The 12,642-nt window shown below is 66.6% G+C and carries 15 protein-coding genes; 11 read left to right on the top strand and 4 right to left on the bottom strand.

What is annotated here, in order from left to right:
• The first annotated feature begins 150 nt into the window (after nt 1-150).
• Nucleotides 151-654: an EF-hand domain-containing protein gene (locus SR870_RS07900; RefSeq protein WP_322517448.1), complete on the top strand. Its 504-nt coding sequence runs from the start codon at nt 151-153 to the stop codon at nt 652-654.
• Nucleotides 655-719: 65 nt separating this feature from the next.
• Entirely contained in the window at nt 720-1,211 is a 492-nt protein-coding gene (locus SR870_RS07895) for a cytochrome b (RefSeq protein ID WP_322517447.1), read from the top strand.
• Between the two features lie 47 nt (nt 1,212-1,258).
• Here SR870_RS07895 and SR870_RS07890 read toward each other — a convergent pair whose 3' ends face one another.
• The gene (locus SR870_RS07890) at nt 1,259-2,575 is read right to left on the bottom strand and encodes a polysaccharide deacetylase family protein (protein WP_322517446.1); all 1,317 of its coding nucleotides are present in this window, start codon (nt 2,573-2,575) and stop codon (nt 1,259-1,261) included.
• A 118-nt stretch (nt 2,576-2,693) separates the two neighbouring features.
• Nucleotides 2,694-3,491 (bottom strand): polysaccharide deacetylase family protein, encoded by a 798-nt coding sequence (locus tag SR870_RS07885; protein ID WP_322517445.1) that lies wholly within the window; start codon nt 3,489-3,491, stop codon nt 2,694-2,696.
• A gap of 161 nt (nt 3,492-3,652) precedes the next feature.
• Here SR870_RS07885 and mgtE point away from each other — a divergent pair, with 161 nt between their 5' ends.
• The 4 genes from mgtE (at nt 3,653) to SR870_RS07865 (ending at nt 7,211) form a co-directional block, all read left to right on the top strand.
• Nucleotides 3,653-5,074, top strand: coding sequence for a magnesium transporter (gene mgtE, locus SR870_RS07880; protein ID WP_322517444.1), 1,422 nt, complete (start codon nt 3,653-3,655; stop codon nt 5,072-5,074).
• 57 nt (nt 5,075-5,131) lie between these two features.
• Nucleotides 5,132-5,443, top strand: a complete 312-nt coding sequence (locus SR870_RS07875) for a helix-turn-helix domain-containing protein (protein WP_322518224.1) — start codon at nt 5,132-5,134, stop codon at nt 5,441-5,443.
• Nucleotides 5,444-5,522: 79 nt separating this feature from the next.
• Nucleotides 5,523-6,341 (top strand): aldo/keto reductase, encoded by an 819-nt coding sequence (locus SR870_RS07870; protein WP_322517443.1) that lies wholly within the window; start codon nt 5,523-5,525, stop codon nt 6,339-6,341.
• Nucleotides 6,342-6,416: 75 nt separating this feature from the next.
• On the top strand, nt 6,417-7,211 hold the full coding sequence (locus tag SR870_RS07865) for a YdcF family protein (RefSeq protein WP_322517442.1): 795 nt from the start codon (nt 6,417-6,419) through the stop codon (nt 7,209-7,211).
• Between the two features lie 19 nt (nt 7,212-7,230).
• Here SR870_RS07865 and SR870_RS07860 read toward each other — a convergent pair whose 3' ends face one another.
• Nucleotides 7,231-7,506, bottom strand: a complete 276-nt coding sequence (locus SR870_RS07860; RefSeq protein WP_322517441.1) for a DUF3253 domain-containing protein — start codon at nt 7,504-7,506, stop codon at nt 7,231-7,233.
• Nucleotides 7,507-7,680: 174 nt separating this feature from the next.
• Here SR870_RS07860 and SR870_RS07855 point away from each other — a divergent pair, with 174 nt between their 5' ends.
• From SR870_RS07855 to SR870_RS07840, 4 genes are all read left to right on the top strand, one after another.
• Entirely contained in the window at nt 7,681-8,337 is a 657-nt protein-coding gene (locus SR870_RS07855) for a glutathione S-transferase family protein (protein WP_322517440.1), read from the top strand.
• A 210-nt stretch (nt 8,338-8,547) separates the two neighbouring features.
• Nucleotides 8,548-8,739, top strand: a complete 192-nt coding sequence (locus tag SR870_RS07850; RefSeq protein ID WP_322517439.1) for a hypothetical protein — start codon at nt 8,548-8,550, stop codon at nt 8,737-8,739.
• A 156-nt stretch (nt 8,740-8,895) separates the two neighbouring features.
• A complete protein-coding gene (locus SR870_RS07845) occupies nt 8,896-9,921 on the top strand; it encodes a hypothetical protein (protein ID WP_322517438.1) in 1,026 nt (341 codons plus the stop codon).
• 35 nt (nt 9,922-9,956) lie between these two features.
• Complete coding sequence (locus SR870_RS07840) at nt 9,957-10,394, top strand: DUF1489 domain-containing protein (RefSeq protein WP_322517437.1); 438 nt, start codon at nt 9,957-9,959, stop codon at nt 10,392-10,394.
• Here SR870_RS07840 and panC read toward each other — a convergent pair whose 3' ends face one another.
• Nucleotides 10,395-11,246: a pantoate--beta-alanine ligase gene (gene panC, locus SR870_RS07835; protein ID WP_322517436.1), complete on the bottom strand. Its 852-nt coding sequence runs from the start codon at nt 11,244-11,246 to the stop codon at nt 10,395-10,397.
• Between the two features lie 228 nt (nt 11,247-11,474).
• Here panC and SR870_RS07830 point away from each other — a divergent pair, with 228 nt between their 5' ends.
• The gene (locus SR870_RS07830) at nt 11,475-12,398 is read left to right on the top strand and encodes a division plane positioning ATPase MipZ (RefSeq protein ID WP_322517435.1); all 924 of its coding nucleotides are present in this window, start codon (nt 11,475-11,477) and stop codon (nt 12,396-12,398) included.
• The last annotated feature ends 244 nt before the right edge of the window (nt 12,399-12,642 follow it).

Genomic DNA, 12,642 nt, shown 5'->3' with positions numbered 1-12,642 from the left:
GCCCCGCGCCGGAAAAGACTTCTGTCGCAAATGATCGCAGGCCGGGGGTTTGCGACAGAGCGATACAAAATCCCTGCTGACCGACAAGCTGCTGCGACAGGGCGCGCCGATCTTCGCTGCATCCATTCTGGAGCAAGAGGAGATCACGACATGAAACGCACCACAATTCTGGCGCTCGGCGCCGTCGCCGCGGTGGTTGCCATCGCGGTCGTGGCGATCCCGGCGATCGCGGGACCGTTCGGCAATTGCGGCCCGCACGGCTTTGGCCCGATGGGCAATTGGGGCCCGGGCATGATGCAGTTCGCGCAAGGCGGCTGGGGCGGCCGCGGCGGCTTCGCCAACAATCCGCTGATCAAGACCCTCGATGCCAATGGCGACGGCGTCGTCTCGCCTGAGGAAGCCAAGGCCGGCACCGCGGCGCTGCTGAAGAAGCACGATGCCGACGGCAACGGCACGCTGTCCAAGAAGGAATTCGGCGACATGGTCGCCGAGATGTCGCGCGGATTCGCCGAGCGTCCCTTCGCGATGCTCGATGCCGACAATGACGGCCAGGTCAGCATCGTCGAGATCAACGCCCCGGCGCAGATGATGGCGCGGATGCACGCCTGGCGCCACGGCGCGTCGAAGCCGGACGCGGCGCCGCAGAAGCCGTGATCGAAATTGCGACGGCGCCCGGACAAGGCGCCGTCGTTCGATTCCAACATCACGAGGACACGTCGATGAACTCTCCCGCAGGCTATTCGCGCGTTCAGATCGCGCTGCACTGGATCGTGGTGGCGCTGGTCGCCGCGCAATACATCTTCAAGGATTCCATCGCCAACGCCTGGATGGCGTGGCAGCAGGAACTGCCGTTCGCGTTCGACCCGCGCATCCTCGCGCATATCGTCGTGGGGATGCTCATTCTGGTGCTGATCGGCTGGCGTCTGGTGCTGCGCGCCAAAGTTGGAGCGCCGTCCCCGCCGGAAGACGAGCCGGCTCCGATGCGCGCGATCGCCAGCTTCTCGCACGCCAGCTTCTACGTGGTGCTCGCCGCAATGTCGGTGAGCGGCGCCATCGCATGGTTCGGCGACCTGGTCCCGGCGGCGCTGATCCACAATCTGCTCAGGCTGGTTCTGCTGGGGCTGATCGCGCTGCATGTGTTCGCCGCGCTGCTCCATCACGTCGTTCTGAAGACCGACGTGATGCGGCGCATGGTCCGGCCGCAAGCCTGAGCGATCGCACGCTCTCATCCAGGCTCGGCTCGGCCGTCGGCCGCCCGTCAGTGATTCAGCGGCCGCGGCCTTGCGGTGACGTTGATCGGGCCGCGCTGCAGGGCGGCGGGGGCGATCGCGGCGCTGCCGGAGATCGGGCGGGCGGCGGCGCCGATCTCGGTCGAGCGCTGCTCCGTCTGTGCCGTCCGCGCGCCGGCGTCGCGCGACGCGCGGTGTGCCGGGATGCGAACCATCGCGCGGATCTCCGGCTGGGTCTTCTCGGGGATGCTGAACAGCGCTTCTGCCGGAACCGGGAAGGCGATCAGGTTGGTCGGGGTCCCGGCCGGTTTCTGCCGCGGCCAGGGCGCAGGCTTCGGCAGCGGCAGCTGCCCGCGCGCCAGGCGCCGGACGCCGTCGAACGACTCCGGCACGCGGCCGATGTCGAGGCCGAGATCGGCGATCGCCGGCCCCGGCAGCATTTCCGCGCTGGCGTAGCTGAAGCTCGGCACTTTCGGCCAATGCGAGATCGCGACCTGTTCGGTGACAGGGTGCAGCCGCCATTGCGACGGAACGGTCGGCGTCTTGGGGCGGTCCGGCGTCGCCGGCACGACGTGAACGATGCGGAAGCCGCGGGCCTTCAACTCGTGCAGGATCTGCGGCAGCGCCGCCACGGTGCGCGGCTGGATGTCGTGCAGCAGCAGCACGCCACGGCCCTTGGCCTGCAGCCGGCTCATCGCCAGGCTGTAGACGGCTTCCGGCGAAATGTGCCGCCAGTCGTCGGCGGGGAAGTCGGCGCTCCAGGTCTGGATCCCCTGCGAGCCCAGATAGCCTTCCACCGCCTCGGCGCGCAGCAGGCCGGGGATGCGAAAGAACGGCGCGATCGCCGCCCGGGTGCCGAGCGCGGCCGCGACCGCATCGATGCCCTCGTCGACTTCCTGCTTGGCCTGCTCGGCGGTCATCCGGTTGAAGCTCAGCGGATGGTTCTGGCTGTGGGTGCCGATGGTGTGGCCGCCGTCGCGCATCCTGCGCACGCCTTCCGGATAGGCATTCGCCATCCGCCCGACCACGAAGAACGTCGCCTTGACGCACTCCTTGGCCAGGATATCGAGCACGGCGTTGCTGTGGCGCGGCAGCGGGCCATCGTCGAAGGTCAGCACCACTTCGTGGTCCTGCAGCGGCAGTGTCTCTGCATATTGCATGGTGCCGATCCGCGGGTGCTCGCGCGGATCGACGACCAGCGTGCGGGAGGTGCCGAGCGCGCCGGGATTGCCGGGGCAGTCCGCGGCCATCGAGGGGGCGGCGGGAAGGGCGAGCGCTGCGGTCACGCAGGCGATGCCGAGCAGGGACCGGGTCCGCGCCCGTCGTCGAAACAGTTCACTTGCCATTACGTGACCACGCACCCCGGACCGTCAGATCAGTCGCTTCGCAGCATAGGATAGCGGTCTGAACGGCTGCTTAACCGTGGCATTGATCACGGTTTCACGCCCCGCGCCAGCGTGCCGATCAGCGCGTCGCATGAGACCCGGCGGCGACCGCCGGCTGCTCGTCCGGCGGCGGCACCGCGTGCACGACGCGATAATGATTGTCGCGCAGCCAGCGCAGGAAAGCCGGTATCATTTCAGCGGTTTGCGTGCGGGGGTCGTGAAACAGGATGATGCCCTTGCCGGCGGCCTTGAGCCGATCGGTGATCAGTTTGAGCTGGGCCTCCGGCGTCATGACGTTCCAGTCGCTGGCCCAGAGATCGGCACCCCACACGACGATGCCGCGCGACTGCAGCGTGTCGAGCAGCGCGGGCGTCGATTCGAAAAACGGAAACCGGAAGAACTTCGTCGGTGACACGGCGATGCCGTTGCGGCGGAGGATCGCCTCGTCGGCGGCGATGCCGCGGTCGATTTCCGCCAGCGCGTCGGCATAGCTCAGACTGGACAGATGTTTGTGCGTCCAGGTGTGATGCGCGACGGTGTGGCCCTCGACCGCGATCCGCCTCACCAGGCCGGGCGTCTCGGCGGCCGGCTTGCCGACCAGAAAGAACGTCGCCTTGACGCATTCGTCGGCGAGCGCCTTCAGCACCTTCGGCGTCGTCGCCGCAGGGCCGTCGTCGAACGTCAGCACGACCTCGTGGTCGTCCAATGGCAATGTCTGCGGAAAGCTCTTCGTCCCGATGCGGGGATATTTCGCCGCGTCGACCACCATGGTGCGCGCGGTGCCGAGCGCCCCGGGGCGGGCGCACTCGGCGGCCTGCGCGGCGGAGCCGAGAACCCCGAGAGCTACGATCGCGGCCAATGCTGTCGATGCGTTCATGACACCCCTTCCGGCTGATGATTGATCGCGGGTGCCACGAAATTCATTGCGCCGTGCATCACCGATTGAGTATTGCCAAAGTCATTCGATCCGCCGACCGACAGCGCATCTTGCCCGACGGCGCACGATATCTGCAACCGATAAAACCCGCGGGGTGCGCCATGGCCGACGAACTCGATACGGTCGTGCGAGCCGGGCCGTCCGTGCTCGATCAGCTCTCGATGCGGGACGAGGACGGCGAAATCAGGGTTGATTTCGTCGCAGCGATCGCTCGCGCCATCGAGCAGGAAAACGCGCCGTTTCTGCGCGAAATCGTCTCCGACCTGCACGAGGCCGACGTCGGCGACCTGATCGAGGCTCTCCAATCCGACGAGCGCGTCCGGCTGGTGGAACTCACCGGCGCCGATTTCCATTTTTCGGCGCTGAACGAGGTCGACGAGACCGTCCGCGAGGAAATCCTCGAGGAACTTGAGCCCGCGGCCGTCGCCGAAGGCGTTCGCGAACTGGATTCCGATGACGCGGTCGAGCTGCTGCAGGTGCTCGACGAGGACGATCAGGACGAGATTCTCGGCAAGCTGCCGCAATCCGAGCGCGACGCGCTGGAGCGCAGCCTCGACTATCCGGAAAACTCCGCCGGCCGGCGGATGCAGACCGAGTTCATCGTGGTGCCGCGCGACTGGAATGTCGGGCAGGCGATCGACTTCATGCGCGAGACGCCGGATCTGCCGGACCGGTTCTACGAGATCTACGTCGTCGACGGGATCAACCGTTGGCAGGGCGCGATCGCGCTCGACGCGCTGCTGCGGTCACATCGCAACATTCCGCTGGCCGATCTGATCGACGAGGACCGCCGCAAGGTCTCGGTGCTCGACGATCAGGAAGAAGTGGCGCGGATGTTCGGCAAGTACAATCTGGTCGCGGCGCCGGTGGTCGATCCCGACAACCGGCTGGTCGGTGTGATCACCATCGACGACGTCGTCGACGTCATCGAGGAAGAGGCCGACGAAGACCTCAAGGCGCTGGGCGGCGTCACCAGCGACGAAGAACTGTCCGACCGGGTCTGGACCACCGCCCGCGGCCGCTTCAACTGGCTCCTGGTCAATCTCGCCACCGCGTTCCTGGCGTCGTCGGTGCTGGGCATGTTCGAGGACCAGTTGCAGCAGATGGTCGCGCTGGCGGTGCTGGCGCCGATCGTCGCCAGCCAGGGCGGCAACGCCGCGACCCAGACCATGACCGTGGCGGTGCGGGCGCTGGCGACCCGCGAACTCGGCTCCAGCAATGCCTATCGCGTGGTGATGCGCGAATTGCTGGTCGGTCTCGTCAACGGCATAGGCTTCGCGATCATCACCGGCGTGGCCGCCTATGCCTGGTTCCGGGTCCCCGGCCTCGGTGTGGTGATCGGGCTGGCGATGATCACCAACCTGGTCGCCGGCGCGCTCGGCGGCATTTTGATCCCGATCGCGCTCGACAGGGTCCGGGCCGATCCCGCGGTGGCGTCCGGGACGTTCGTCACCACGGTGACCGACGTGGTCGGCTTCTTCGCCTTCCTCGGCATCGCCACGCTGTGGTTCGGGCTGAAGTAACCGCGCCTTCATCGGCTGTTAACACTGCTGACGGACCATCTCCCGATGGTCAATCAGTTGCAACGGCTGCGCCTGAAGGCGGATGGACGAATCGTCGAACTGCGCGACGGGCGGGAGTTTCCTCTGGCGCCGGCGGTTCCGGAGCCGGCGACGCCAGTCGTGCGCGATCTGCGTCGGCGCGCCCGGCTGAGTCAGACCGAGTTCGCGGTGCGGCTCGGCGTGCCGGTCGAGACCATCCGGAATTGGGAGCAGGGCAAGCGCGTGCCGCGTGGACCGGCGCGGGCGCTGCTGTCGGTGATCGCGCATGCGCCCGACACCGTGTTCGAAGCGCTTGCCGGAACCGCCCCTGCAAATCCGGCGGCCTCGTAGCCGCAGCCGATTGGCACGGCCGTGATCAAGGGACATAATGCGCAGAAGGGTCTGCGTGGCCGACTGCGAGACGACCGACATGCAGTTCGTTGAAGCCCATGGCGCGAAGATACCCCTGATCGGCCTCGGTACATGGGAGCTGAGCGGTCACGCCTGCGCCCGTATCGTCGAGCAGGCGCTGCGGCTCGGCTATCGCCATATCGATACCGCGCAGATCTACAACAACGAACGCGACGTCGGCGAGGGCATCCGCAATTCGCATATCCGGCGCAGCGAGATGTTCGTCGCCACCAAGGTCTGGACCACGCATTTCGCGCCCAACGATCTGATCCGCTCGACCAAGGAGAGCCTGCACAAGATGCGGCTGTCGGAAGTCGATCTGCTGCTGCTGCACTGGCCGAACGCGCAGGTGCCGCTGAGCGAGACGCTGGGTGCACTCGCTCACGCCAGAGAACTCGGCATGACCCGCCATATCGGCGTGTCGAATTTCACCGTGGCGCTGCTGAAGCAGGCGGTCGCGGTGAGCCCGGCGCCGCTAGTGTGCAATCAGGTCGAGTATCATCCGTTTCTCGGCCAGGCCAACGTACTCGCCGCCTGCGCCGAATTAGGCGTCGCGATGGTCGCCTACAGCCCGATCGCCAAGGGCACTGCCCGGCAGAGCGAGGCGCTTACGCGGATCGGCGCCGCGCACGGCAAATCCGCTGCTCAGGTTTGCCTGCGCTGGCTGGTGCAGCAGAACGTCCCGGCGATCCCGCGCACATCGCGGGTGGAGCGGCTGTCGCAGAACATCGACGTGTTCGATTTCGCGCTCAGCGACGACGAGATGCGCGAGATCTTCGCGCTGGGCAGCCCCGAGGGGCGGCTGGTGCATACCGCGACGGAGCCGGACTGGGACTGAGCGACATCGCGGCCGATTGACCCGAGCGCTGAAATCAAGCACCTCGCTGGCACCGCATTGCTGCCCAGGTGACCGATGTTCTTCGTGCTCTCCAAGATCCTCGGCTTCTTCATCCATCCGTCCAACACCATCGCGGTGATCTGCGTTGTGGGCTTGGTGCTGTTGCTGACGCGTTGGCGGCGGGCAGGGGCGGGGGTGCTGAGCGTGGGCGTCGTGGCGCTGCTGATCGTCGGCTATTCGCCGCTCGGCAGCGTGCTGCTGCTGACGCTGTCGGAGCGCTTCCCACCTTGGCAATACAGCGGCCGCGCCCCGGACGGGATCATCGTGCTCGGCGGCGCCATCGACTCCGAGGTCAGTGCCGCGCGCAACTCGCTCGAACTCGATTCTTCGGCTGAGCGCGTCATGGCCGCGCTCGAACTGGCGCGGGACTATCCGCAGGCGCGGATCGTCTACAGCGGCGGCAGCGGCAACCTGATGCAGAATTCGGTCGCCGAGGCGCCAATCGCCGCCGACCTGTTCGCGCGGTTCGGCGTCGCAGCGGACCGCTTCGTGGTCGAGAGCCGATCGCGCACGACGGCGGAGAATGCCAGTTTCACGCGTGAACTGGTATCGCCGAAACCGGGCGAGTTGTGGCTGCTGGTGACGTCGGCGTTCCACATGCCGCGCTCGATCACCGCGTTCCGCGCCGCCGGTTTCGACGTGACGGCCTATCCGGTGGATTGGCGGACGCGCGGCTGGCGCGACGCGGCGCTGCCGTTCAACCGGCTCAGTAGCGGGCTGGCGCGCACGGACGTCGCGGCCCATGAATGGGCCGGGCTGCTGGCGTATCGGTTGAGCGGCCGGACCACGAGCCTGCTGCCGTCGCCGTAGCGTTCAGTCGCTTCGGCCTTCAGTCGTGCCGCGGCAGGCCGAGCCGGTAGACGCCGCGGAAGTCGGTCGGGTCGGCCGGCTTGCCCTTGCGATAGATCACCAGCCGGCCGGCCATCGCGAGCTCGACGGCGGTGCGGCGGATCGGCATCAGCAGGCCGTGCCAGTCGCCCGCTGGAGAGATCGCATGCGCGATCTCCGGGGCGCTCAGTGTGCCGGGGCTGGCATTGGCCAGGATGGAGAGGAGCGCATCTTCGAGAGACGCGGGCGCGGCGGTGGTCGAATCCTGGATGTTCATCCGTCACACCTGCAGCATCGCGCCGTCGTTCGCAACCGCCACTCGCGCGGCTCTGATGTCGACGCGTTCTCTCGGTGGCAACTCCGCTCGAAAACGCTCCGATTGACAGCCGGCCCGGCGTCGCGATGATTGTGCCGCAGGCCCTGTGGAATCGGCTGCTTCTGGAGTTCATCGATGGCGCGCACGCTGGTGATCGGCAACAAGAACTACTCGTCCTGGTCGATGCGGCCGTGGCTGGCGCTGAAGGCCACCAACATCGCCTTCGACGAAGTGCTGATCCCGCTCTACACCGGCGACGCGGACAAGCGGCGCATTCTCGCTTTCACCGATTCCGGCAAGGTGCCGGTGCTGGTCGACGGCGACGTGACGATCTGGGAGTCGCTCGCGATCATCGAATACGCCGCCGAGCGATTTCTCAAGGCGCAGCTTTGGCCCGATGACGTCGCCGCCCGCGCGCATGCGCGCGCAGTGTCGGCGGAGATGCACTCCGGCTTCGCGGCGCTGCGCAACGAATGCGGCATGAACATTCACCGGCCGGTCGGTCCGAAGACGCTGTCCGAGGCGGCGCAGGCCGACATCGCCCGGATCAAACAGATCTGGACCGACTGCCGCGAGCGTTACGGCAGGTTCGGTCCCTATCTGTTCGGCGGCTTCAGCGGGGCGGATGCGATGTTCGCCCCCGTGGTGCACCGGTTCCGATCCTATGCGATCGAGCTGGATCCGATTTCGCAGGGCTATGTCGAGGTGATGCGGGCTCTGCCGGCGTTTCGCGAATGGACGGAGGCGGCGCTCGCCGAGACCCTGATCATCCCGAAATTCGAGGAGGATTGACCGGGTTCCCTGATCGCGCCTGGGAGACTGCCGAAAACACTGCGACGATCTGGCCTACCTCGCTGAAAAAGCTGCAAATTCGATGCGGAGCCATGCCCTCTGCTCACTGGTCATCGGACCCCCTCGCATGCTATAAAGCATCAGGGTTTTGGCCGGCTTTCGCAGGGGATCAGCGGCAGCCGGCGTTCTCTTGGCGCATGGAGTAGAGCGTTGAAGCACAAGTTCGTGGTTGGTGAAAACGTGTATTTTACCGCCAGCAACGTTGCCCGCCCGGCAGCGAGCGGTATTTACGAGGTCATCCGGTTGCTCCCGACCGATGGCCACGACTGTCAGTATCGCATCAAAAGCTCGTCCGAAACCTTCGAGCGCGTCGCCAAGGAAAGCCAGCTCACGGTTACCTGATCCGGCCGTTGGCTGACCGGCGTCGCAACGCCGGCAGCCCGCCGACCGATGGCGCGGCGGAGCTTTGGTTGCACGACTCGCCCGCAATGCTCGCGCGTATTTTGGTCGCAAATCCCGTGTTGATTTGATCCGGGTAGGCGCAAGGGGACAACGCGCATGGAGTGGGCGTCTTGGTCGGCGGCAGCCGATCGCATTCTGCATTCGCCGAATTTGCCGATCTGGGCCGCGATCGCCGCATCGGCGATCTTCGTCCTGATTCTCGTCATCGCGCTGTTGCGAGCCGACAGATCGGTGGCCAATGCCGTGCTCGGATTCATCACGCTGCTCGCCGTCGGCATCGCCGGCTTCGCGTCGTGGCGGCTGTTCGTCGACGGGGCGGGGCCGTCGCTGCACAGCGCGGAGGCGGAGCGCGCCATCAACACCACGCCGGCGCTGGCTTGTGTCGACGATCTCGCCGGCGACGCCGTGCAGGCCGCATGCGAACGCGCGTTGTTCTCTTCGCCGGAGACGGTGGCGGCGGCGGTGTCCTACGCCTCGGCGCGGCTGGCGCAACTGACGTCGCAGGGCGACGTCGCCTCGGCCGACAAGCGGATGACCCCCGAACTCGACCGGCTGCGGCGCTCGATCGAGCGCGACCGCTACGGCCTGATCGCCTATGTGCTGACCGCGCAGGATCGTTGCGTGCCGGATCAGTGCCCAGCCTTCCAGTCGCTGACCGATCACAGCCGGATCGCCGCCAATATGAACGAGCACGTCTACGAGACGACCGTGACCCGGGCCGCCCCATCGTGGGGCGCTGCAAATGGACCGCTCGCGGCGGCCGCGCCGGTACCGGGAGGCGTGCTCGGCGTCGCCGAGGCGCCGAGCGGCAAGCCGGTCAATATAGATTTCGCGACCTCGTCCTCGATCCCCCCGATCTCGATCATGACCGAGCCGGCGCCGGCCGCGCCGAAGCCGGCCGGTGCGAACGCGGCTGCCGGCCACGCATCGCCACCCGCCGCCAAGCGGCAGCCGGCGGCAGCCAACCCCCATTCTCCATCCAATGGCCTGGCTACAACGAATGGGCAGGCCCCGGCGAATGCTCAGGCCGCGGTCAGGCGCCCGCCGCCGCCGCCGAAACCGAAGCCGCCATTGGCTGCGCCGGTCCAGCTTGCGCCGGCGGGGGCAAATCCGGATAACTGATCGCGACCCCTCCCGCATCAGGATCGATCCGAACCATGGCGCTTCATCTGATCAAGCTGGCGGTCGGCTGCGACTCGGTGAAGGATCTGACCGACCGCGTCGCCGATCGCGCCAAACTGGCGCGCCAGCAGGGGCTGCCGCGCCAGCATATCCACATCACCCGGATGGTGCCGAAGCGCGATGCCGAGCTGCTCGACGGCGGCTCGATCTATTGGGTGATCCGCGGCGAGGTCGCCGCGCGTGAGAAGCTGATCGGCATCGAGCCGTTTCGGGACGGCGACGGCATCGGCCGCTGCCGTCTGATCATGGAGCCGAAGGTGCATCCGGTGAGCCCGCGGCCGATGCGGCCGTTTCAGGGCTGGCGCTATCTCACCGCCGCCGACGCGCCGCCCGACCTCGGCAAGGCCGCCGAGAGTATCGCGGCGATGCCTGAGCCGATGCGCCGCGAATTGCGAGAGCTCGGGCTACTGTAACTACACCGCGACGTTGTCGATCAACCTTGTATTGCCGAGCTTGGCGGCGACCAGAAGACGGATCGGACCGTCCTTGATCGACCGGACCGGCGCCAGCGTGTCGGCGTGGCGGGCTTCGAGATAGTCGAGCGCGAAGCCGGCTTCGGTGATCAACTTGGCCCCGACCGCCAACGCCGCTTCGGCGCTCTTGCCGGCCTTCAACAATTTCGCGGTCTCCTTCATCGCGCGGTACAGCGTCGGCGCCACCGCCCGCTGCTCGGGCGTGAGGTAGACATTGCGCGACGACATCGCGAGGCCATCGCGTTCGCGGATCGTCGGCGCGCCGATCACCTTGACGCCGGTGTCGAGGTCTGCCGCCATCCGCGTGACGACACGGAGCTGCTGGAAATCCTTCGAGCCGAACACGGCGACATCCGGCCGGACCTGCAGGAACAGCTTGCCGACCACGGTGGCGACACCGCCGAAGAAATGCGGACGGAAGCGATCCTCCAGTCCGGCGACGGCGGGGCCTTCGACGCCGATTCGGGTCGCGAAGCCCTCCGGGTACATCGTCTTAACGTCGGGATTCCAGATCAGGTCGACATTCTCTGTTGCGAGCTTCGCCATGTCGGCCTTCCAGGTCCGCGGGTAGGAGCCGAAATCCTCGTGCGGCGCGAATTGCGTCGGGTTCACGAACACCGACACCACGACCCTGGTGGCGCGCCGCTTCGCCAGCCGCACCAGCGACAGATGGCCGTCGTGCAGCGCGCCCATGGTCGGGACCAGCGCCACGGTGGCGTTGCGGCGCCGCAGATCGTCGAGCGCGCGGCGAAGCGCAGGGAGGGTGCGGGCGACGACAGGAGGACGGGGCATGGGGGCTCGCAAGCATGAAGCGCTGCCGGACGGCGGCGTCGAGGACTTCGATCTTATCAAAGCTCGCCTTCAGCCGCCAATACCAACGCGTTTTCCGGCGCCCGGAACGGCTGCCGTCGCGGTTACGATTCATGATGAAGCGGGAACGCCATTGATCCGGCAGTGCGTTCACGCAATTTTCTTGACCGCGGAGGTCGCCGCTTTGAAGATATCCACAAGGGGAGATCGATGCTGGTTCAGGCTCCGCAGGCACAGTCCGGCTCGGCGCGCGTCGTTGTCCTCGGCAACGAGAAGGGCGGCTCGGGCAAGTCGACGCTGGCATTGCACATCGTGGTGGCCCTGCTGAAAGCCGGCCAGCGCGTCGCGACGATCGATCTCGACTGCCGCCAGCAGAGCTTCACCCGCTCGATCGACAACCGCCGGACATGGGCGCGGCATACCGGGCTCGACCTCGAATTGCCGGAGCATCGTTGTATCAAGCTCGGCGAGACGATGCAGGTCGCCGACAACGAGGCGAGCGAGTTCGCGCAATTCGCCGACGCGGTGGCCGCAGTCGAACTCACGCACGACTTCATCGTGATCGATACGCCCGGCGCCGACAGCTATCTGATGCGGCTGGCGCATTCGATGGCCGATACGCTGGTCACGCCGATCAACGACAGCTTTCTGGATTTCGACGTGCTGGGCCGGGTCGACCCCGCCGGCTTTTCGGTCACCGGCCCCAGCCACTATGCGTCGATGGTGCTCGATGCCCGCCGCAGGCGGCGTCAGCTCGACGGCGTCGATACCGACTGGATCGTCGTGCGCAACCGTCTGTCGACGATGGGATCGCGCAACAATCAGCTCGTCGCCGGCAGTCTGAAGGAATTGGCGATGCAGATCGGCTTTCGTCCGCTCGACGGCTTCGCCGAACGCGTGGTGTATCGCGAGTTCTTTCCGCGCGGACTGACGGCGCTCGACGATCTCACCGAGGCGACCCTCGGGACCCGGCCGAGCATGGGTCACGTCACCGCGCGCGAGGAAGTCACGAGCCTGCTGCGGCAATTGAAGCTGCCGCTCGACGAACGCGGGCGTCGCCGCGCCGCCAACCGCGCCGAATGGTTCGCCCAGGTCGACAAGCCGCTCGAACTACACGACATCGTCGGCGCGTAGCAGGCGGGCGGTCGCCTCGTGCTTTGGTCGCAGCTTGCTGCGATGGCAGGGAATCGTCTGCTTCCGAAGCCTGCCGTGACCTTCATTCAATCCCGCAAGATGCTGCCGAGACAGCAAAAACAGCCTTCGATGTCTTCGCATTGTGCAGTTGCACAAGCGGCGAGCGGGAATCTCCTAATGTTTGATCTTCCCGTCATTTGGCGGTGATTTATAGTTGCGGTATCGGCGTACGAAGCCTCGGGCC

Source organism: Rhodopseudomonas palustris (assembly GCF_034479375.1).
Lineage (GTDB): Bacteria > Pseudomonadota > Alphaproteobacteria > Rhizobiales > Xanthobacteraceae > Rhodopseudomonas > Rhodopseudomonas palustris_M.
The sequence above is the reverse complement of the archived record's forward strand: the minus strand, read 5'-3'. Positions and strand labels throughout refer to the sequence as shown.